At 70.6% G+C, this 18,415-nt stretch carries 21 protein-coding genes, 1 tRNA gene and 1 pseudogene; 7 read left to right on the top strand and 16 right to left on the bottom strand.

Annotated features, from left to right (window positions below; genetic code table 11):
* Window positions 1–37: 37 nt before the first annotated feature.
* A pseudogene (locus tag EIM47_RS09955) lies at window positions 38–711 on the bottom strand (IS3 family transposase); the annotation flags it as partial.
* Here EIM47_RS09955 and EIM47_RS16110 point away from each other — a divergent pair.
* Genes EIM47_RS16110 through EIM47_RS09940 form a run of 4 tightly spaced genes read left to right on the top strand, consistent with a single transcriptional unit; the run spans window position 598 to window position 2,646 of the window.
* Window positions 598–1,071 carry a DUF2924 domain-containing protein gene (locus EIM47_RS16110; RefSeq protein WP_198015035.1) on the top strand — a complete coding sequence of 158 codons (474 nt, stop codon included), beginning with the start codon at window positions 598–600 and terminating at the stop codon, window positions 1,069–1,071. The pseudogene EIM47_RS09955 and the gene EIM47_RS16110 sit on opposite strands and share 114 nt — an antisense overlap.
* The gene (locus EIM47_RS09945) at window positions 1,068–2,030 is read left to right on the top strand and encodes a recombinase family protein (RefSeq protein ID WP_205948710.1); all 963 of its coding nucleotides are present in this window, start codon (window positions 1,068–1,070) and stop codon (window positions 2,028–2,030) included. Before EIM47_RS16110 ends, EIM47_RS09945 begins: the two co-directional genes overlap by 4 nt.
* Window positions 2,027–2,218, top strand: coding sequence for a hypothetical protein (locus EIM47_RS15750; protein ID WP_205948709.1), 192 nt, complete (start codon window positions 2,027–2,029; stop codon window positions 2,216–2,218). The genes EIM47_RS09945 and EIM47_RS15750 overlap by 4 nt, the downstream gene beginning before the upstream one ends.
* A complete protein-coding gene (locus tag EIM47_RS09940) occupies window positions 2,215–2,646 on the top strand; it encodes a hypothetical protein (protein WP_028914936.1) in 432 nt (143 codons plus the stop codon). Before EIM47_RS15750 ends, EIM47_RS09940 begins: the two co-directional genes overlap by 4 nt.
* A gap of 30 nt (window positions 2,647–2,676) precedes the next feature.
* Here EIM47_RS09940 and EIM47_RS09935 read toward each other — a convergent pair whose 3' ends face one another.
* The 10 genes from EIM47_RS09935 to rnd all read right to left on the bottom strand — a co-directional run bounded on the left by EIM47_RS09935 (window position 2,677) and on the right by rnd (window position 11,129).
* Entirely contained in the window at window positions 2,677–3,264 is a 588-nt protein-coding gene (locus EIM47_RS09935; RefSeq protein ID WP_028914937.1) for an NERD domain-containing protein, read from the bottom strand.
* Complete coding sequence (locus EIM47_RS09930; protein WP_125076799.1) at window positions 3,261–3,752, bottom strand: hypothetical protein; 492 nt, start codon at window positions 3,750–3,752, stop codon at window positions 3,261–3,263. Before EIM47_RS09930 ends, EIM47_RS09935 begins: the two co-directional genes overlap by 4 nt.
* Window positions 3,749–4,675, bottom strand: a complete 927-nt coding sequence (locus EIM47_RS09925; RefSeq protein WP_019397543.1) for a nucleotidyl transferase AbiEii/AbiGii toxin family protein — start codon at window positions 4,673–4,675, stop codon at window positions 3,749–3,751. Before EIM47_RS09925 ends, EIM47_RS09930 begins: the two co-directional genes overlap by 4 nt.
* A complete protein-coding gene (locus EIM47_RS09920; RefSeq protein WP_125076798.1) occupies window positions 4,672–5,271 on the bottom strand; it encodes an AbiEi antitoxin N-terminal domain-containing protein in 600 nt (199 codons plus the stop codon). Before EIM47_RS09920 ends, EIM47_RS09925 begins: the two co-directional genes overlap by 4 nt.
* A gap of 347 nt (window positions 5,272–5,618) precedes the next feature.
* Window positions 5,619–5,694 (bottom strand) — tRNA-Ala (locus EIM47_RS09915).
* Between the two features lie 85 nt (window positions 5,695–5,779).
* On the bottom strand, window positions 5,780–6,397 hold the full coding sequence (locus EIM47_RS09910; RefSeq protein ID WP_125076797.1) for a DUF2894 domain-containing protein: 618 nt from the start codon (window positions 6,395–6,397) through the stop codon (window positions 5,780–5,782).
* A complete protein-coding gene (locus EIM47_RS09905; protein ID WP_019399674.1) occupies window positions 6,387–7,037 on the bottom strand; it encodes an OmpA family protein in 651 nt (216 codons plus the stop codon). Before EIM47_RS09905 ends, EIM47_RS09910 begins: the two co-directional genes overlap by 11 nt.
* The gene (locus EIM47_RS09900; protein WP_019399673.1) at window positions 7,034–9,112 is read right to left on the bottom strand and encodes a DUF802 domain-containing protein; all 2,079 of its coding nucleotides are present in this window, start codon (window positions 9,110–9,112) and stop codon (window positions 7,034–7,036) included. Before EIM47_RS09900 ends, EIM47_RS09905 begins: the two co-directional genes overlap by 4 nt.
* A complete protein-coding gene (locus tag EIM47_RS09895) occupies window positions 9,093–9,809 on the bottom strand; it encodes a DUF3348 domain-containing protein (RefSeq protein WP_125076796.1) in 717 nt (238 codons plus the stop codon). Before EIM47_RS09895 ends, EIM47_RS09900 begins: the two co-directional genes overlap by 20 nt.
* A 225-nt stretch (window positions 9,810–10,034) precedes the next feature.
* Window positions 10,035–11,129, bottom strand: a complete 1,095-nt coding sequence (gene rnd, locus EIM47_RS09890; RefSeq protein ID WP_019399671.1) for a ribonuclease D — start codon at window positions 11,127–11,129, stop codon at window positions 10,035–10,037.
* A gap of 97 nt (window positions 11,130–11,226) precedes the next feature.
* On the opposite strand from rnd, the gene EIM47_RS09885 reads away from it, so the two are divergent.
* Both EIM47_RS09885 and EIM47_RS09880 read left to right on the top strand, forming a co-directional pair.
* Window positions 11,227–13,107 carry an SUMF1/EgtB/PvdO family nonheme iron enzyme gene (locus EIM47_RS09885; protein WP_240626210.1) on the top strand — a complete coding sequence of 627 codons (1,881 nt, stop codon included), beginning with the start codon at window positions 11,227–11,229 and terminating at the stop codon, window positions 13,105–13,107.
* Window positions 13,108–13,126: 19 nt separating this feature from the next.
* Window positions 13,127–14,017 carry a M48 family metallopeptidase gene (locus EIM47_RS09880; protein WP_026010306.1) on the top strand — a complete coding sequence of 297 codons (891 nt, stop codon included), beginning with the start codon at window positions 13,127–13,129 and terminating at the stop codon, window positions 14,015–14,017.
* Between the two features lie 18 nt (window positions 14,018–14,035).
* Here EIM47_RS09880 and phaR read toward each other — a convergent pair whose 3' ends face one another.
* The 3 genes from phaR to gluQRS all read right to left on the bottom strand — a co-directional run bounded on the left by phaR (window position 14,036) and on the right by gluQRS (window position 16,308).
* Window positions 14,036–14,533, bottom strand: coding sequence for a polyhydroxyalkanoate synthesis repressor PhaR (phaR, locus tag EIM47_RS09875; RefSeq protein ID WP_019397662.1), 498 nt, complete (start codon window positions 14,531–14,533; stop codon window positions 14,036–14,038).
* 86 nt (window positions 14,534–14,619) lie between these two features.
* A complete protein-coding gene (gene phbB, locus EIM47_RS09870) occupies window positions 14,620–15,360 on the bottom strand; it encodes an acetoacetyl-CoA reductase (protein ID WP_026010305.1) in 741 nt (246 codons plus the stop codon).
* A 24-nt stretch (window positions 15,361–15,384) separates the two neighbouring features.
* Window positions 15,385–16,308, bottom strand: a complete 924-nt coding sequence (gluQRS, locus tag EIM47_RS09865; RefSeq protein ID WP_125076795.1) for a tRNA glutamyl-Q(34) synthetase GluQRS — start codon at window positions 16,306–16,308, stop codon at window positions 15,385–15,387.
* Window positions 16,309–16,400: 92 nt separating this feature from the next.
* Here gluQRS and htpX point away from each other — a divergent pair, with 92 nt between their 5' ends.
* Complete coding sequence (htpX, locus tag EIM47_RS09860; protein ID WP_026010304.1) at window positions 16,401–17,276, top strand: protease HtpX; 876 nt, start codon at window positions 16,401–16,403, stop codon at window positions 17,274–17,276.
* A gap of 71 nt (window positions 17,277–17,347) precedes the next feature.
* On the opposite strand, the gene EIM47_RS09855 is transcribed toward htpX, so the two are convergent.
* Together EIM47_RS09855 and EIM47_RS09850 are read right to left on the bottom strand one after the other, a co-directional pair.
* Complete coding sequence (locus tag EIM47_RS09855; protein WP_084220816.1) at window positions 17,348–17,761, bottom strand: MliC family protein; 414 nt, start codon at window positions 17,759–17,761, stop codon at window positions 17,348–17,350.
* On the bottom strand, window positions 17,758–18,324 hold the full coding sequence (locus tag EIM47_RS09850) for a type 1 glutamine amidotransferase domain-containing protein (RefSeq protein ID WP_019397657.1): 567 nt from the start codon (window positions 18,322–18,324) through the stop codon (window positions 17,758–17,760). The genes EIM47_RS09855 and EIM47_RS09850 overlap by 4 nt, the downstream gene beginning before the upstream one ends.
* Between the last annotated feature and the right edge of the window lie 91 nt (window positions 18,325–18,415).

The following is an 18,415-nucleotide window of genomic DNA, read 5'->3' as shown; positions in this document are numbered from 1 at the left end:
CTCACCAGCCAAATGGCTACACGATCCGTCTCAGGTCAACCCAGATCTTGTTCGGGGCCTCTGGCGTGAAGTCCCGGTTGAGTACATTGGTCACCAGGCCCACGGGGCCGCCGCGATGGCGCGGCTTGCGGCCATACCCGACCTGCGCACGCAGGCCCTCGGCCTTCATCAAGCGCAGGACACGGTGCCGGCTACAGTGCTCGCCAGCCTCGCGCAGATCCAGGGTGATCTTGCGATAGCCATACACTGTCCCGCTGGCCAGCCAGTGATGCTTGATCAGGCCCAGCAGACGCTGATCCTCACGTTCGCGAGTGCTGGCGCCGTGGCGCAGCCAGGCGTAATAGCCGCTGCGTTGCACACCCAGCACCCGGCACATCGCCACCAGACGGAACTCGCGGACGTGCGCACGCATGAACGCGTACTTCGCCCTTACCCCTTGGCAAAGTACGCGGCGGCTTTTTTTAGGATGTCGCGCTCCTCGGTCACCCGCCGCAGCTCGGCCTTGAGCCGGCGGATCTCGGCTGAGTCGGTCGGCGCTACTGCAGCACCGGATGCCGGTGTCGCCTTCCTGGCGGCCTGCACCCATCCATAGAGCGTGTGCTTGGGAATGCCGATCCGGGAGGCGACGTCCACCACCGTGAAGCCACGCTCGATCACCTGCTTCACCGCTTCGGCCCGGAACTCATCCGTGTACTGCTTGCTGTTGCCCATAAACACCTCGGTCATTGCCATCAATTATGGCGTCCGGATGTCTACGAAAGGCTGGCCGGTCCACTGCTGGATCGCAACAAGCGGCGGATCGCCGATCTGGTGGAAACCGGCAAGGTCAGGAAGCACGACCGCGATTATCGGCCGGCGGCCGGCACGGTGCTGACCCGGGAATACAAGGGCGTCGAGTACAGGGTTGTCGCGACCGCCGATGGTCAGTACGAATTCCAGGGGCGCACATTCGCCAGCCTTTCGATGATCGCCCGCGAGATCACGGGCACACGGTGGTTCGGTCCGCTGTTCTTCGGACTCAAGCCGTCGGCCAATCCCAAGTCCGGCACTAGGAAGGGAGGCCGGCGATGAGCGAAGTCTTGAAGCGTCGCATGCGCTGCGCGGTCTACACGCGCAAGTCCACGGACGAGGGCCTGGACCAGGAATACAACTCCATCGATGCGCAGCGCGACGCGGGCCATGCCTACATCGCCAGCCAGCGCGCCGAGGGCTGGATTCCAGTTGCCGACGATTACGACGATCCCGCGTTCTCGGGCGGCAACATGGACCGGCCGGCGCTCAAACGGATGTTGGCGGATATCGAGGCCGGCAAGATCGATGTGGTTGTCATCTACAAGATCGACCGTCTGACACGCAGTCTGGCGGACTTCTCCAAGATGGTCGAAGTGTTCGAGCGGTATGGGGTGTCCTTCGTCTCGGTCACGCAGCAGTTCAACACCACCACCTCGATGGGGCGGCTGATGTTGAACATCCTCCTGTCCTTCGCCCAGTTCGAGCGGGAGGTGACCGGCGAGCGTATTCGCGACAAGATCGCCGCCAGCAAGCGCAAGGGCATGTGGATGGGCGGCGTGCCGCCACTTGGCTACGACGTCGAGAACCGCCGGCTGGTCCCAAACGAAAGCGAGGCCAAGCTGGTCCGCCACATCTTCCGCCGTTTCGTCGAGCTCGGCTCCAGCACGATGCTGGTCAAGGAGTTGAGGCTGGACGGCGTGACGTCGAAATCCTGGACCACGCAGGACGGCAAGGTCAGGGAAGGCAAGCTGATCGACAAGAGTTTGGTGTACAAGCTGCTCAACAACCGCACCTCCCTCGGCGAACTGCGCCACAAGGAGCAGTGGTACCCGGCCGAGCATCCGCCGATCATCGACCGGGAGCTGTGGGATCAGGCTCACGCCATCCTGGCCACCAACGGCCGGGTCCGCGGCAGTTGCGTGCGATCCTGCGCGCGCACCATCTTCTGGGCGAGGTGTTGCCGCAGGCGATCGAACTCGACCCGACCCTGGACGAAGTGCAGGTCACGGTGGCCATGACCCGGCTCGACGCGATCTGGGATCAGCTGTTCCCGGCCGAGCAGAGCCGGATCGTCCGGCTGCTGGTTGAGAAAGTCATCGTGTCGCCCAACGATCTCGAGGTGCGGCTGCGCGCCAACGGCATCGAGCGTCTGGTGCTGGAGCTGCGTCCTGAGCCCGTCAAGCAGACGGAGGAGGCGTTGGCATGAGCGATATCCGCATCCAGAAGACCGGCGAGCCGGACATCCTCCAGACGAGTGACGGCCGGCTGACCCTGTCGGTGCCGATCCAGATCAAGCGGCGCAGCGGGCGCAAGCTGATCACGCTGCCGAACGGCGAAACCGCTCCCGTAAGGCCGTGGGATATGACACCGACGCCGCTCCAGTTGGCGCTGGCCAGGGGGCACCGCTGGCTGGCCATGCTGGAGTCGGGGGAAGCGACGTCACTGAAGGAGATCGCCGCGCGGGAGGAGATCGACAACAGCTACGTGAGCCGGATGGTCAACCTGACCACGCTGGCGCCGGACATCGTGGCCGCGATCCTGGACGATACGCTGCCGAATCACGTCACCCTGTTTGATCTGGCGTCGGGGACGCCGCTGTTGTGGGATGAGCAGCGAGCCATCATCGATCGCTGATTGCCGCTGGCTCTGACCCTTCAGGTTGGCTTACTTGTCGAGAGACCAGCCGGAGGCCTTGATCAGCTGCAGAACCCGTCCGACTTGGGATGAGGCCGGAGTGGTATCGATGAACGGGAAGAGTTCCTTCAGCATGTCGCCGAAGGTCAAGATCTCGATGGGGTTACCGCCGAGATGCTCACGAAACGTCGCGTTGTCCTGCCAGGCCGATCGGCTGCCGATGACTTTCGTGACGGCCGTGATGTAGGTGAACGAGGACGATCCCGTCAGCTCGGCGACCGTCGCCCTGAACGCCGTTGCCCATTTCTCCTTGGTCAGCTCGCGAAATCCGCGCCACGCTTCGCGCCCCGAGACCACCTTGTTTTTCGCGATGGCGTCGATCCAGTATTCGGGACGAAAGCCACTCTGCCAGCTCTTGCAGCTCACCACGATCACCCGACGCGCGCCGTCGAGTCGCGGGTGGATGCCGATCACGTCGATGTCGCTGTGCACGGCGTCCTGGCGAGTGTCGTACTCCGCGTGATCGCCGGCAGGGCGGAACTTGATGTTGTGCCTGGTGAAGTACCCTTTGTGCTGCAGGTACTCGTCCACCATTTGTTCGAGGATGTCTTCTTTCATTCCTGTTCGCCCTCGCGATCGATCATCCGTTGGCTGGAGAATCCCTCAAACTCGGGCTGGAGGCGGCACTGCAGGAACGCTTCGAGCAGGTTGAGTACGTGGATGCCGAGCACCGCATCGAGGATGAAGTTCACCCGATCGGTGTGCTCCCTGATCCAGCCGGGGACGTTCGTCTCGTTCAGGCCGGCGACGCCGATGCGCTCGCCGTGTTTGATCAACGATGCTGCCAGGGTGCTCTTCGCGCTGCCGGCGTTGTAGTGTTGAGCCGTGTAGCGGGCAGCGCTGTTGGGGCCGACCTTCCCGACCTTCAGCACATGCTGCCCGAACGCGAAGACGTAGACGGCCATCTTGCCGGGCGGTAGCGGCTTGGGCGGCAGATGCGGCGCAGGGCGTCGATCGATCGCGATGGCATCGGGCGCCAACGAGACGCCGGCCATGCCGGCGACACGGCGAAAATCCTCCAAGAGCAGATCCGGATTCCAGGTCATCGGCCAGATTCCTCGGTGCTCGGCGTCCACCCGCTATCTGCACGCCACGCCAGCGGAAAAGCGGCAGCTTGCCGTAGCGCGTCCAGCGGGAATGACAGGAACGCACGCAGCCCGGCAATGACCTCGGAAAGCTGAAGCTCGACCAAAGCATTCTTCCTCAAAAATGCCTGCCATTGGGTCTGCTTCTGCCGATCCTGAGCGAATTCGTCACTTAAGCCGAAGGGGACGCCGTCCGGCAGCGGCGTCCTGCGGCGCTCGAAGGTGGCGTGGATCGCCTTGGACAGGAGCGCGCCGTCGAATTCGCTGTGGCGCGACAAGATCCAGAGGTCGAAGTAATCCTTCATGCGGCTATTGGCGATGCCGAGTGACACCAGCGCCTCCAGTTTCTCGGCGACGACCGTGTAGCGGGGGTAGGCACGCAGCTTCGGGGCAGGCATGTCCGGCAGCATCACCGGGTAATCGACAGCCTCGGGGCCGGGTGTCACGGCGTCACCGAAACCCACGTCGACCTGCACGTGGCATCGGGCACCGTCCAACAGTCCGAGGAGCGTGACCCGGACACCGGAGTAGTTGGCTTCCTTGCGGATCTCCTCCGCGTGTACCGAGTCGGCTTGGAAGCGTATGCCGTCGTCCAGTTCCACCGCACAGATCTCCCGAAACGCCGCCTCGACATGCGGAATCTCGGCCGAGCCGAAGCCCAGCAGGTCGGCGTCGCGTGTCGGACGATGCGGGATGTCGAACCACAGGTCGAACAGTAACGCCCCCTTCAGGAGAAAATGGTCGGCATGAGCCGAGACGCTCAGGCGATACAGGAGCCGCTCCAAGGCGTAGCGGGTGAGGACGAGGTTGAAGTCCTGCTTGTCGGTGCGGGCCTTGACGAGCAGTCGCGCGCGGACCGAGGCGGCGGTGTTCCGTTTGCTCACGTCAGACTCTCCAGGTAGGGCCGCATCACATTGGCCACTCGGCACAGCTCAGCAAAGCGCCACAGCTCATCCATGCTGACACGCTTGGCGCGCCAGGCTTCCTGCAGCGCCTCCAGCGCGACATCGAGGCCGATCTTGTTGCGGAACTTGAAGCAGTCGGCCACCGTCCGGGCGACGTTGGTCACGCGCACCGGCACACCATCGACGGAGTGTTCCTCAATCCCCTCCGTCAGCGCTGCGCCAGAGAAGCGCACGATGCGCAGCGGGGGATAATCCATCTTTGGCGCGCGCGCCTTGTTCGGGATCGCCAGCCAGACCTCGAATGGCGACTGTGTGGTGAGTTCGTGCACGCGCAGTGCCGACAGCAGGCAGACGATGGCCTGCGGGTGTTTGCGTGCCACTTCGGCCAGCGCGCCGTGCTCCGAGACGGGCCGGTCCGGAATCGCATACAGGCCCCGTCCCACGCGCTGGAGCAGCCCTTGCCGCACCAGCCGCGTGAGGGCGACAGTGGGTAGCCCGCGCTCATTGAGATCACGTGGGCGAATAAGGCCGCGCTGGGCGGCAAGTTCCAGAATGCTCTGGTGTGAACTGCCCATGCCGTCATAATGTTGCGGAACGTCGGTAGTTGTCAATAATTACCGACAAAACACAACGATCATGGTTTCCTGTGCCTGCCGATGCTGCAATCAAACCGCTTGATTCGTCCGCGCGTAAGCCATTGATCTGTATGGTGTCGCGTTGTGGCCTTGCGGACTTCGTGCCAGTTTCAGCGAGCGAGGCCGGAGAGAAAAACGGCCGGGAGAGAGTGGAAGGTGGCCCCGGACGGTGCCATAGGCCGGATGCCGAAGTCCGCAGGCTTCCGCAGGAATCCCCGCGAACACGCGGGAGTCGGCGCGATCGGGCAAGAAAAAACCCCAACCGAGAACGGTTGGGGTTTCATTATTGGTGGAGCCAGGGAGGATCGAACTCCCGACCTCGTCATTGCGAACGACGCGCTCTCCCAGCTGAGCTATGGCCCCACGGTGACGGTGACGTCAGGGCGCGCATTCTAGCGCGGCCTTTGCGGTTCGCCAAGCCTCCCCGCGCAGGAAACCGCCGATGCGTTCAATCCGCGGTGGCGGCGCGCTTGCGGCTGCGCTTGCGCGCCGGCGCGGCGGCCTTTTCCGCGGGCCGTGCCGGCGGTGGGTCGACCTGGCCGATCCAGGCCAGGGTGTCCAGGTGGGCGAGGAAGTGGCGCAGGTACTGCGGCGACAGCTGCCCCATCAGGTTCAGCGCGCGGTGCACCAGCTTGCCGGAGTTGAGCGGGCCGGCGTCCTCGGGCAGGTCCTGCAGCGAGCGCCGCAGCTGGCTCTCGCTGCGTACCTGCGCCCACAACCGGCGCAGCTCGCCGAGCACGGCCATTTCCTGCACCTCGCTGGAGGCGGTGGTGCCGTGGCGCTGGCGGGCGATGCCGTCCAGCTGCGCGACAAGTTCCGCCAGCGGCCCCGGTGTGGGCGCCGCCGGCGGGGCGGGCGCGGGCGCGGGCGCAACCGCGTCCAGCGCGGGGGCATAGCGCTCGACCAGGCGTGCCAGGCGCGCCTCGGTCCGCTCCCGCGCCAGGCCCTGCTGCGCCCGTGCGCGCCGCGCCAGCGCCTGCAGCGCGGCGAAGCGCAGCGGCTGGGTGCGGTCGGCGCCGGTGGCGCGCCAGCGCTCGAGGCGGGCCTGGATGTCCTCAGTCGGCATCGGCGGCACCGGCGGTGCGCACGGGACGGGGCACGGGCGCGATTTCCACGCGGCGGTTGCGCGCGCGTCCTTCCTCGTCGGCGTTGGAGCCGACCGGCTGGTGCTCGCCGAAGGCGGCGGCAAACACCGAGTCGGCCGGCACGCCTTCCTCGATCAGGGTGCGGGTCACGGTCAGCGCGCGCTGCGCCGACAGTTCCCAGTTGTCGGCGAAGCGGCGGTTGCCCTCGTGCACCGGACGGTCGTCGGTGAAGCCGCTGACCATCAGCACCTGCTCGCGCGCCTTGAGGTAGCCGGCCAGCGGCGCGGCCAGCGCGCGCAGGACCTGGCGGCCCTCCGGCTGCAGCTGGTCGGAATTGAGCGCGAACAGCACGTTGCCGCGGATGCCGATGCGGCCGTCGACCAGGGTGATGCGGCCGTCGGCCAGTGGCGCGGCCAGCGCCTGTTCCAGCGCCTGGCGCTGTTGCGCCTCGGCCTGGCGCTGGCGCACCGCCTCGTCCAGCCGCGCCGACAGCTGCAGCTGCACCCCGATCACGCAGACCAGGATCAGCACGAACACGCCCAGCAGCACCGCCATCAGGTCGGCGAACGCTGCCCAGACCGGCGCCGCCAGGCCGTCCTCTTCGCCGGCGTGCTCGATCATGCCGCGCTCCGCGCCGACAGGCGCTGCAGGTCCTCGACGATCTGCTTCTGGCTGAGCACGCCCAGGTCGATCACCTCGCGGGCCTGGGCCACGTAGTAGGCCAGCTGCTCGTCGCTACGCGCGGCGGCCTTCTCCAGCGCCGCCTCGATCTGCTGCATGCGCTCCACCAGCAGGGCATTGCCCTGGGCGAAGGCCTCGACCGCGGCGCCGAAGGCCTCGGCCAGGCTGGCGACCTCGGCGGCGCCGGCGGCCACCTGGGCGCCGGCTTCCTGAAGCTGCCCGCCGCGCGCCTGCACCTGCTCCTCGAAGCGGGCGCCGGTGCGCTCGAGCAGGGAGGCGGTGGACTCGACCAGCGATTCCAGCGCGGCGCGCTGCTCGCCGGAGGCGCGGTTCACGCCTTCCAGCAGCTGGCCGAACATGGCCATGTGCTGGCTGCGCTCCTCCAGCAGGGCGGTGTCGCGGGCCAGGCTTTCGGACAGCTGGCGGCGCACCTCGGTGATGACCTCGGCCGCGGCCCGCGGCGCCTCGGCGGCGGTGCGGGCCAGCTGCGAGATCTCGGCGATGGTGGCCTCGGCCTGGGCCTGGGTGCGCTCGCTGATCTGCGTGGCGGTGCTGGCCAGGGTGTCGCACACCGCCTGCTGGCGCGCCGCGGCCTGCTCGCCGGCCTGCTGCCACTGCTCGCGCAGGGCGGCGCCGGCATGCTCGAGGGTGGCGCTCCAGCGGGCCAGGCGTTCCTGCTCCTGGCTGGCGAAGGCGGCCTGCAGCTGCGCGTGCGCCTGCTCCAGCGAGTCCAGCAGGGCGGCGGACTGGCGCTCGATCGCGCCGGCGGCCTCGGCCAGCGCCTGGTGCTGCTGTTCGGTGGCGGCGCGGTTGGCCTCGTCCTGGCGCGCCAGCACCTGTTCCCAGCCGGCGGCCAGGCCGCTGCCGGCCTGTTCCAGCTGCGCGCCGATCCGCCCCACCAGGGTTTCGGCCTGCTGGCCCATGGCTTGGACCAGCTGCTCCTGGCCACCGCGCAGGTCCTGCAGCAGGGCCGCGCCGGCTTCGCGCTGGGCCTGCAGCGCCTGGCTCCACTGCGCGGCGATCTCCCCGCCCAGCGCGCGCAGGCTTTCGCCGGCGCCGTCCAGGTGCCGCTGCACCGCGTTGGTGACGCTGTCGCGGGTCGACTCGGCGTGGCCGGCGATCGCCGCCAGGGTCGATTCCAGCACCGGCTGCACCGCGGCGCGGGCCTCGCGCGCGCTTGCGGCCACGCTGTCGGACAGGGTGGCCTGGACCGAGCCGGCCAGCTCGCGGAAGGTGGCCTCGGTGCGGGCGTGGAAGGCCTCCTGTTGCGCCAGCTGGCGCTCGGCGCTGGCGGCCTCGCGCTGCTCCAGGGCGGCCGCCATCCGTTCCAGGCGTTCCACCAGGGCCGGCAGCAGCCCGGCCTGGGCCTGCAGCAGCTGCACCGTCTGTTCGCGCTGGTACGCCTGCGACCACGGGCGCAGCACGCCCGCGGCGGCGGCGTCCAGGCGCTGCGCGGCGCGCGCGCGGCCGCGCCGGCACAGCGCCGACAGCAGGCCCAGCGCGGCCGAAGCGGCCACGCCGGCGATCGAGGTGCCGAAGGCGAAGCCCAGGCCGCGCACCGGGGCGGCCAGCGCATCGCGGATCGCGTCCAGCTCGGCCGTGCCTTCCAGGGCCACGCCAGTGCCGCGCAACGTGGTCATCATGCCCAGCAGGGTGCCGAGCATGCCCAGCAGCACCAGCAGGCCGACCAGGTACGGCACCAGCGCCGGGCCCGGCAGTGGCAGGCGGCCGCCCTCGATGCGCAGGCGCACCGGCTCGCGCAGGCCCGGATCCAGCTGCGCCAGCCACGCTTCCAGGCTGGCCGGCGCGGCGTCCAGACCGTCCAGCGCGCGCTCCAGGCCGGTGGTGGCCTGGCGGTAGCGGCGCAGTTCCAGCGCGCCCAACAGGTAGAAGGCCAGCACCAGCAGGGTGAACAGCAGGGCCAGCGGGTGGCCGGCGGCATAGCCGGCGCCGATCCAGCACACCACGGCCAGGCCGGCGAGGAAGGTGGCCAGTTCAGGGAGGATTCGTTGCATGGGTTCCATCGGGGGCGGGGCCGAGGGCGGCAAGCAGGCCTTCGGCGGGTTGCAGGCGGATATCCAGTTCGGCGAGCAGCAGCTCGTGCATGTCGTGGCGGAAGCGTTCCAGCCAGGCGGGCGCCTCGGTCCCGGGCGCCTCGTCGCTGGCGGACAGCAGTTCCTGGAAGCGGTGTTCCAGCACCGCGGTGGCGCGGCCCAGCAGGCTGCGGGTGGGACGGGCCAGGGCCTGTTCCATCACCGCGTCCACCGCGGCCAGCCGCGCCAGGGCCGGGGAGCGGGCGGCCAGGCGCTGGCGCAGGGTCTCGCGCAAGCGTCCGCTGCCGCTTTCCAGCAGGTGCTGCAGGGCCATGTGCCGTTGCTGGAAGTAGCTCCATTCGAACGGTGGGCGCGGGCCTTCGGGCGGCGCGGCGAAGGCGCGGTCGCGGCCGATCGATTGCGCCAGCGCGGCGCGGGCCTCGGCCAGTTCCGCCGCCGCGTCCCCGGCCGGGGACACGGCCGGGGACACGGCCGCCGGGCCCGTGCCCGCCGGTGCGTCCAGCACCCGTGCCAGCGCCACCGCCTGCTTCCATTCCAGCCAGTGGCTCAGCAGCTGCGACAGCGGATGCGCTGGCGCGTCGGCCGCCGTGCCGGCCAGCTGGGCCAGCTGGCGGACGAAGCGGGGTCCGCTGGGGGTGGGGCGTGGCTGGGACTGCATCGGGCGGACGGTGTTCTCTCGACCGGGCGGGGCCGCAAGCCGCCGCGGGACCGGCGCGACGCCGGTGCGGGGCGGGCGGGGGATTCCTGCGGTGAGTGGCTCCGGCGCTGGCTGCGGGCCGGGACGCGGCCGGGACGCCGGCCCGGCCGGCGCCGCGGTCGGGGCCGCCGGGCGGCCCGGAACGGGCGGAGCCGGGGGCGCGGCCCGCCCGGAAAGGGGCGGATTCTAGCCCGCGGCGCCGGTGCGGGCCAGCAAGGGCTGCAGCACCGGCTCCAGTTCGCGCCGGCGCCAGCCCTGCAGGGGCTGCGGCCAGCTGCCGCTCTCCAGCAGGGCTTCCAGCTGCTTGCGCGAGGCCAGGACTCCGTCGGGAAGGCCCAGGTCGGCGCTGCGCCGGGCCACCGCGTCCTGCAGCCGGCGCACCGCGTTGCGGTCCGGCTCGGCGGCCACGGCCGGCATCTGCTCCTCGTCGGCCACGGCGGTGGTCAGGGCCTGCCACAGCGACTTGCCGAGCTTGCGCGGGGCCTTGGGCGTGGCCTCCAGGCGCGCCTGCAGGGCGGTGCCGTCGGCCGGCGGGTCGCGGGCCAGGTCCAGGGCCAGGTCGTTGTCCAGGATCCAGCTGCGGGGATGGTCCTGGGCGCGCGCCTGCTGCTCGCGCCAGCGGAGCAGGCGCAACAGCCGGCGCTGGCCGGCGGTATCGAGGAACTGCGCGGCGCGCAGGCCCAGGTGTGGCCACCGCTCCGGCTCGTCGTGCGCGGCCTGCTCGGCGGTGCGGGCCATGTCCTCCTCCAGCCAGGCCTCGCGGCCCAGCTCGCGCAGGCGGGCGAGGGTGGCCTGGTACAGCGCGTCGAGGTGGCGCACGTCGTCGGCGGCGTACTCCAGCTGGGCGGGGCTCAGCGGGCGCCGCATCCAGTCCGAGCGGGTCTCGCCCTTGGCCAGCGTGGTGCCGGTGACCTGGGCGACCAGGCGCTGGTAGCCCATGCCGGCGCCGAAGCCGGCCAGGGCCGCGGCCACCTGGGTGTCGTACATTGGCCGCGGCACGGTGCCGCAGGCGCAGCGGAAGGTGACCAGGTCCTCGCTGGCGCTGTGCATCACCTTGAGCACGTGGGGGGCGTCCAGCCAGGCGGCGATGGCCTCGGCCATGCCGGGGACGAGGGCGTCGACCAGGAGGACGTCGCCGTCCACGGCCATCTGCACCAGGGCCAGGCGTGGCCAGAAGGTGCGTTCGCGGATGAATTCGGTATCCAGGCCGATGCGGGAGGGCGCCGACTGCAGGCGGCGCAGCAGTTCGGCGGGCTGGTCGATCCAGAGGACTTCTGACACTTAGGGATTCCGGTCTTGCGTGGTCTTGCGCGTATTGGCTGGGATAGCCTAACGGCAAATCCGCCGGCGGGCGGCAGGTTTTCTCCAGGGAGGCGTCTTGCGCGCGAGCGGTCGGGCATTGCTGTGGACGGGGATGCTGCTGGGCGTGGCCGCCTGCGGCGGCCCGCAGCCGCAGGACGCGGACGAGACTGCCGGCCAGGCCCCCGCCACCGCGCAGGCGCAGCCGGAAGCGCCGGACATCGCCCTGCCCAGGGTGACCGTCAGCGGCGACGAAAGCGCCCACGTGGTAGAGGCCTGGACCCCGCCGGCCGTGGAGATCGGCGAGGACGCCGACCGCCGTGCCCTGCGCCGGCAGGCCGAGGCCGCCCTGCGCGAGGGCCGGCTGTACGAGGATGCCGCGGCCGCCGCCCCGATCTACCTGGCCCTGTCGCGTACCGATCCGCAGGACCGGCAGGCCCGCGACGGCCTGCGCCGTACCACCACGGCGGTGCTGGCGGCCGCCGACCGCGCCCTGGCCGAGGCCGCCACCGATCCGCAGTCCGGCGCCCTGGAGCGTGCCGTCGCCCTGGCCGCGGTGGCGCGCACCCTGGATGCCGAGGATCGCCGGGTGCGCAGCCTGCAGCAGCGGGTGGAGCGCGCGCGGCGGGTGGCGGCGCTGGTGCGCGCCGGGCGCGAGGACCTGCGCGGCGGCCAGCTGGACGGGGCCCTGGCCTGGTTCCGCGAGGCCCTGGCGCTGGAGCCGCAGGACCGCGATGCGCGCCAGGGCCTGGGCGCGGTGGAAAGCGCCCTGGTCGACCGCGCCCAGGGCGAAGCCGACCGGCTCGAGTTCGACGCGGCCGCCGGCTGGCTGGAGCAGGCGGGCGCGGTGCGCGGCGACATGGCCGGGGCGGTGGCCGATGCGCGCGCGCGGATCGAGGCGCAGCGCGCGCGCGCGGTGGCCGGCCTGCGCGACGCCGCCCTGCGCGACCTGCTGCGCCCCAACGGCGTGCGCGACGCCCGCGTGCGCCTGGCCGAGGTGCTGCGCATCGCCCGCCCGGGCGACCCGGTGGCGGCGAACCTGCGCGAGCGCATCGACCTGGTCACCTACTACGGCCCGTTCCGCCCGGGCCAGGTGTTCACCGACGCCCTGGCCGACGGCAGCCGTGGCCCGCAGATGGTGGTGGTGCCGCACGGCGCGTTCCGGATGGGCTCGGAGGATTCCGACCCGCTGGCCTCCGACGCCGAGAAGCCGGCCCACTACGTGCGCTTCAACCGCGGCTTCGCCATGTCCCTGACCGAGGTGACGGTGGCCGAGTTCGCGCGCTTCGTGGAATCGGCCGGCGCCCGCCCGCGCGCGACCCGGCGCGGAAACTCGCTGGTGTACGACGAGCGCAGCGGCAACTTCGTGCGCCGCAGCGGGGTGGACTGGCGTTCCGGCTACGACGGCCGCCCCGCCGACCCCGGCGACCCGGTGCTGCACGTGAGCGTGCGCGACGCGGAGGCCTATGCCGCCTGGCTGTCGGAACAGACCGGGCGCCACTACCGCCTGCCCAGCGAGGCCGAGTTCGAGTACGCACTGCGCGCCGGTAACCCCGGGCGCTATCCCTGGGGCGACCACGGCGTGCCGCCGCCGGAGAGCGGCAACTTCACCGGCGGCGACGACGTCTCGCCCGGCGGCCGCACCTGGAACAACGCCTTTCCCGGCTATGGCGACGGCTACTGGGGCGTGGCCCCGGCCGGGCGCTTCCGGCCCAATGCATGGGGTCTTCACGACCTGGCCGGCAATGTTTCCGAGTGGGTCGCCGACTGCTGGCATGCCAGCTACCGGCGCGCCCCGGCCGACGGTGCGCCCTGGTACAACCCCGGTTGCCGGGCGCGGGTGGTGCGTGGCGGTTCCTGGGCCGGTTCGCCGGCGCAGACCCGCTCGGCCTGGCGTTCGCGGGTGGATTCGGACGTGACCAGCGCGCGCATCGGCTTCCGCGTGGTGCGCAGCATCTAGGGCAGAGGAGGGGGGAGCGATGCGCATGGATCCTCACCGCGGGCAGGTCGCCCGCCGGCGCGGCGGCGGCCTGGGCGGAGGGCTGCGCCTGGTGGTGGTGCTGGCCTTCCTCGCCTACGGCGGCTGCTATTACCTGTCCAACCGCACCCAGGACCCGTACACCGGGCAGACGGTGCTGATCGACGCCAGCCTGGGCCCGGAGCAGGAACGCGCGCTGGGGCTGCAGGCCTACGAGGAGATCCTGGCGCAGGAGCCGCCGCTGCCACGCTCGGACCCGGCGGCGCAGCAGGTGGCGCGCATCGCCGCGCGGCTGATCGACAAGGTGGACGAGGTCACTGCGGAGCTGGCCGCGGCCAATGGCCTGGAGGCGCCGACCCACTGGCGGCAGTTCGAGTGGGACGTCAACGTGATTCCTTCCGACCAGGCCAACGCGTTCTGCCTGCCCGGCGGCAAGATGGCGGTCTATACAGGCCTGTTCCCGGTGGCACAGAGCGAGGACGCGCTGGCGGTGGTGATGGGCCACGAGATCGCCCACGCCCTGCTGCGCCACGGCGCGCAGCGGATGAGCCAGCAGAAGCTGGCGCAGATCGGGCAGATGGCCGGCGCCGCCGGCGGGCTGGACCCGCAACAGCAGCAGATGGTCATGGCGGCGATGGGCTACGGCTACCTGCTGCCGTATGCGCGCACCCACGAGACCCAGGCCGACGAGGTCGGGCTGATGCTGGCGGCGGCCGCCTGTTACGACCCGAACGCGGCGATCGGGCTGTGGGAGCGGATGTCCGGCGCCTCCGGCGGGCAGGCGCCGCCGGAGTTCGCTTCCACCCACCCGAACCCGGGCACGCGCATCCAGACCCTGCAGGCGCTGATGCCCAGAGCCATGGAGTACCGGGAGAGGTTCTGCCGGCAGTGACGCCGGCAGCGGGCGACCTTAGCGGCGGGTCTTGCCGGGCGGGGTGGTGTCGCGCTCGCGGGGCGTGGTCGGGCGGCCGAGGCTGCCGGCCAGTCCGCGCTGGAACTCCTGCCACAGTTCCAGGTTGCGCTCGGTGAGCTGGTTCATCGCCGTCCACGGCGTCTGCCCCAGCAGGTTCCCCATCTGCTGGCGGAAGGTCTGCTGCTGTTCCAGGAACAGCTGCATGCTGCGCTCCAGGTAGTTGCCCATGAAGCCCTGCAGCGAGTCGCCGTAGAAGCGGATGATCTGGCTCAGCAGCTGGGTGGACAGCATGGGTTCGCCGTCCTGCTCCTGCTCGGCGATGATCTGCAGCAGGACCGAACGGGTCAGGTCCTCGCCGCTCTTGGCGTCGCGGACCTCGAAGGACTCGCCGTCCAGGATCAGCTGGCGCACGTCCTCGATGGTGATGTAGCTGGAGATTTCGGTGTCGTACAGCCGGCGGTTCGGGTACTTCTTGATGATGCGGGTGGCAGCCATCTAGAGCGCTCACTCGGGTCTTCAACGTTGCCCGAGCATGGCGCACCGCAGCAGCGCATGCAACTGCCGCCCGTCCCCTTGACGGGCTACCAGCCCATGTGGTGGCCGCCGTTGATGTCCAGGTTGGAGCCGGTGATCCAGGCGGCCTCCTCGGCGACCAGGAAACCGACCGCGTAGGCGATTTCCTCGGGCCGGCCCAGGCGGCCGGTGGGGATGTCGGCCACGATCTTGGCGCGGACTTCCTCCGGCACCGCCATGACCATGTCGGTGGCCACGTAGCCGGGGGAAACGGTATTGACGGTGATGCCCAGCCTGGCGTTCTCGCGCGCCAGGGAGATGGTGAAGCCGTGCATGCCGGCCTTGGCCGCGGCGTAGTTGGCCTGGCCGTACTGGCCCTTGAGGCCGTTGATCGAGCTGATCTGGACGATCCGGCCCCACTTGCGCTCGCGCATGCCCTCGATCACCGGGCGGGTGACGTTGAACACCGAGTTGAGGTTGGTGTTGACCACCTCGTGCCACTGCTCGGCGCTCATGCGGTGGAAGGTGGTGTCGCGGGTGATGCCGGCGTTGTTGACCAGGATCTCGATCGGCCCCAGCGCCTGCTCGACCCCGCGCACCAGGGCGGCACCGCCCTCCGGGGTGCCGACGTCGCCGGGGACCAGGGTGATTTCGTAGCCGGCCTCGCGCATCTGCTGCTGCCAGGCCAGGGCCTTTTCCTCGTTGCGGTAATTGGTTGCGACGCGGTGGCCCATGTCCACCAGGCGCTTGCAGATGGCGGTGCCGATTCCGCCGGTTCCGCCGGTAACAAGTGCGACGCGACTGTTCATCAAGGCCCCTGCCGGGTGCCCCGGCTATTCAGACATGTCCGGCGAAGTTGTAGTGAGGGGCTGATGAAAGTGCAAGCGCGCCGGCAGCCTTGCACGATCGAAGTGCGAAATCGCGCGCCATAGCAGTGCATCCAACCGTTTTTCGCCCCGTAGCGGTGCCGGGTCCTGGCCCAGCAGGGTCCAGCAATGACGCAGTGCGGGAAGCGGATCCGCGGGATCGACCGGCAGCGCGGCGCTGGACTTGGACAGCTTGTGCCCGGAGGCGTCCAGCAGCAGGGGCAGGTGCAGGTAGCGCGGGGTGGGCAGGCCCAGCGCGCGCTGCAGGAGGATCTGGCGCGGGGTGGAATCGAGCAGGTCGGCACCGCGGACCACGTCGGTCACCCCCTGCTCGGCGTCGTCGACCACCACCGCCAGCTGGTACGCCCAGAACCCGTCGGCGCGCAGCAGGACGAAGTCGCCGACCTCCCGGTCCACGTCCTGGGCGAAGCGCCCCTGCAGGCCGTCCTCGAAGGCGACCTGGCTGCCGTCGGCCACCCGCAGCCGCACCGCCGGCCGCGGGCGCGGGGCGGCGGCGACGCAGCGGCGGTGGACTCCGCCGGCCGCGGCCAGGTCGCTGCGGCTGCAGGAACAGGGGAAGGCCAAGCCGGCCTCGAGCAGGCGCTCCAGGGCGGCGCGGTACAGGGGCTCGCGCTCGCTCTGGCGCACCACCGGCAGGTCGGACTCCAGGCCGAAGGCCGACAGGGTGGCCAGCTGCGCTTCGGCGGCTCCGGGCACCTCGCGCGGGCGGTCCACGTCCTCGATCCGCACCAGCCACTGGCCGCCGGCAGCGCGCGCCAACAGCCAGCTGCCAAACGCGGCCAGCAGCGAGCCGGCGTGCAGCGGACCGGTGGGCGAGGGCGCGAAGCGGCCGCGGTAGGGAACGTCGGATGCCTGGGATGCCTGCGCCATCGCGCCATGGTCGCGGCCGGCCGCACTTGATTTCAAGCGTGGCCATGCCCATCTTCCCGGTGTCATCGACGCAACCCACCGGAGTCCGTTTCGTGTTTACCCGTATCGCGTTGTTCCTCGCGACCAACCTCGCCGTGCTGTTCCTGGCCAGCATCGTGATGTCGCTGCTGGGCGTCAGCCCGGACCAGATGGCCGGCCTGCTGGTACTCGGCGCGATGTTCGGCTTCGGCGGCTCGCTGGTCTCGCTGCTGACCTCCAAGTGGATGGCCAAGCGCGCCACCGGCGCCCACGTCATCACCCAGCCGCGCAGCGAGGCCGAGCGCTGGCTGGTCGATACCGTGCGCCGCCAGGCCCAGGCCGCCGGCATCGGCATGCCCGAGGTGGCGATCTACGATGCCCCGGAAATCAACGCCTTCGCCACCGGCGCCAACCGCAACAACGCGCTGGTAGCGGTGTCCACCGGCCTGCTGCGCAACATGAGCGCGGACGAGGCCGAGGCGGTGCTGGGCCACGAGATCGCGCACGTGGCCAACGGCGACATGGTGACCATGGCCCTGCTGCAGGGCGTGCTCAATACCTTCGTGATCGTGCTGGCGCGGGTGGTCGGCGGCATCGTCGACGGCTACCTGTCCGGCAACCGCGAGGGCGAGGGCCGCGGCATGGCCTACTTCGCCATCGTGCTGGTGCTGGAGATGGTGTTCGGCCTGTTCGCGACCATGATCGCGATGTGGTTCTCGCGCCGGCGCGAGTTCCGCGCCGACGCCGGCGGCGCGCAGCTGGCCGGCCGCCACAAGATGATCGCGGCGCTGGAGAAGCTGGCGCTCAACCACGGCCACAGCACCCTGCCGAACCAGATCGCCGCCTTCGGTATCGCCGGCGGCATGGGCGAGGGCCTGCGCCGGCTGTTCCTGAGCCATCCGCCGCTGGCGGAGCGGATCGCGGCGCTGCGCGCCTCGGCCGCCGCCTGAGGCGCCCGACCGCGGATGCAGGACGGCCCGCCATCCGGCGGGCCGTTGCGTCTGGGGGACTACGCCGGCGCTCAGCCCGTGCCGGCGGCGACCTCCTGGCACTGCCGGGCCTCCTGGCCGGACAGGGTCAGCGTCGCCCCGTCGCCCTTGTTCCAGAACTCGTTGCCGTTGGCGTCGGCGTAGCGCGCCCCGGAGGCGGAGCGGGCCTGCGGCAACACCAGTTCGCCGCGCTCGTGGGTCAGGGTGACGGTGCCGGCGCCGTTGTCGAAGCGGGCGGACAGGTGCTGTTCGCCGCACTGCCAGCGGCTTTCCACGACGCTTTCGTCGGGCATGCCGGGGCCGGCGGGGTCCATCCCGGTGGCCGCCGCGGCATCGGCCGCGGGACTGGCGGGCGGCGGCGCCTCCGCCGCGGGTCCGGCATCACGCTGGCACCCGGCCAGGACAAGTGCCAGCAACGGCGCAAGCGCGTACGCGGCGCGGGTCATGCCGAGCGCTCCTGGCCCTTGTGTCGGCCCTCGGCGATCTCCTCGACCAGCTTGGAGCAGAACGCCGGCAGGTCGTCGGGCGTGCGGCTGGTGACCAGGCCCTGGTCGACCACCACCTCGCGGTCGACCCAGCGCGCGCCGGCGTTCTGCAGGTCGCGCTGGATGTTGGGCACCGAAGTCAGTTCGCGGTCGCCGACCACGCCGGCGTCGGCCAGCACCCAGGGACCGTGGCAGATCGCGCCGACCGGCTTGCCGGCCTCGAAGAACGAGCGGGTAAAGCGGATCGCGTGCTCGTCGGCGCGCAGCGCGTCGGGATTGAACAGCCCGCCCGGGATCACCAGGGCGTCGTAGTCGGAGGCGTCGGCCTCGGCCACGGCCTGGTCCACCGCCACCGTGTCGCCCTTGTCGAAGTGGCGCATGCCCTGGATCTGCCCCTGCTCGGGCGAGACCACGTCCACTTCCGCGCCGTTGTCGCGCAGGGCGCGCAAGGGCTCGAGCAGTTCCGATTCCTCGAAACCGTTGCTGGCGAGGATGGCGACGCGCTTGCCGGTGAGCTTGCTCATGGGGGCTCCTGGGGTGGGGGAAGGGAGCGGACACCTTAGGCGCTCCCCTGCCGCGCAGGCGCGAAGGCGGCGTGTTCGAATCATTAAGCCC

Origin of the sequence: Pseudoxanthomonas sp. SGT-18, from assembly GCF_003931645.1 — a bacterium.
In the GTDB taxonomy this organism is placed as follows: domain Bacteria; phylum Pseudomonadota; class Gammaproteobacteria; order Xanthomonadales; family Xanthomonadaceae; genus Pseudoxanthomonas.
This window is presented reverse-complemented; position numbering and strand designations above follow the sequence as displayed.

What these genes read in the sequence shown, in the direction of transcription:
- EIM47_RS09940 (WP_028914936.1), top strand. Translation starts at nt 2,215, where the DNA reads ATGAGCGATATCCGCATCCAGAAGACCGGCGAGCCGGACATCCTCCAG.
- EIM47_RS09900 (WP_019399673.1), bottom strand. Translation starts at nt 9,112, where the DNA reads ATGCAACGAATCCTCCCTGAACTGGCCACCTTCCTCGCCGGCCTGGCC.
- EIM47_RS09945 (WP_205948710.1), top strand. Translation starts at nt 1,068, where the DNA reads ATGAGCGAAGTCTTGAAGCGTCGCATGCGCTGCGCGGTCTACACGCGC.
- EIM47_RS09920 (WP_125076798.1), bottom strand. Translation starts at nt 5,271, where the DNA reads ATGGGCAGTTCACACCAGAGCATTCTGGAACTTGCCGCCCAGCGCGGC.
- EIM47_RS09880 (WP_026010306.1), top strand. Translation starts at nt 13,127, where the DNA reads ATGCGCATGGATCCTCACCGCGGGCAGGTCGCCCGCCGGCGCGGCGGC.
- phaR (WP_019397662.1), bottom strand. Translation starts at nt 14,533, where the DNA reads ATGGCTGCCACCCGCATCATCAAGAAGTACCCGAACCGCCGGCTGTAC.
- gluQRS (WP_125076795.1), bottom strand. Translation starts at nt 16,308, where the DNA reads ATGGCGCAGGCATCCCAGGCATCCGACGTTCCCTACCGCGGCCGCTTC.
- phbB (WP_026010305.1), bottom strand. Translation starts at nt 15,360, where the DNA reads ATGAACAGTCGCGTCGCACTTGTTACCGGCGGAACCGGCGGAATCGGC.
- EIM47_RS09910 (WP_125076797.1), bottom strand. Translation starts at nt 6,397, where the DNA reads ATGCCGACTGAGGACATCCAGGCCCGCCTCGAGCGCTGGCGCGCCACC.
- EIM47_RS09895 (WP_125076796.1), bottom strand. Translation starts at nt 9,809, where the DNA reads ATGCAGTCCCAGCCACGCCCCACCCCCAGCGGACCCCGCTTCGTCCGC.
- EIM47_RS09855 (WP_084220816.1), bottom strand. Translation starts at nt 17,761, where the DNA reads ATGACCCGCGCCGCGTACGCGCTTGCGCCGTTGCTGGCACTTGTCCTG.
- EIM47_RS15750 (WP_205948709.1), top strand. Translation starts at nt 2,027, where the DNA reads ATGACCCGGCTCGACGCGATCTGGGATCAGCTGTTCCCGGCCGAGCAG.
- EIM47_RS09935 (WP_028914937.1), bottom strand. Translation starts at nt 3,264, where the DNA reads ATGAAAGAAGACATCCTCGAACAAATGGTGGACGAGTACCTGCAGCAC.
- EIM47_RS09930 (WP_125076799.1), bottom strand. Translation starts at nt 3,752, where the DNA reads ATGACCTGGAATCCGGATCTGCTCTTGGAGGATTTTCGCCGTGTCGCC.
- EIM47_RS09905 (WP_019399674.1), bottom strand. Translation starts at nt 7,037, where the DNA reads ATGATCGAGCACGCCGGCGAAGAGGACGGCCTGGCGGCGCCGGTCTGG.
- EIM47_RS09850 (WP_019397657.1), bottom strand. Translation starts at nt 18,324, where the DNA reads ATGAGCAAGCTCACCGGCAAGCGCGTCGCCATCCTCGCCAGCAACGGT.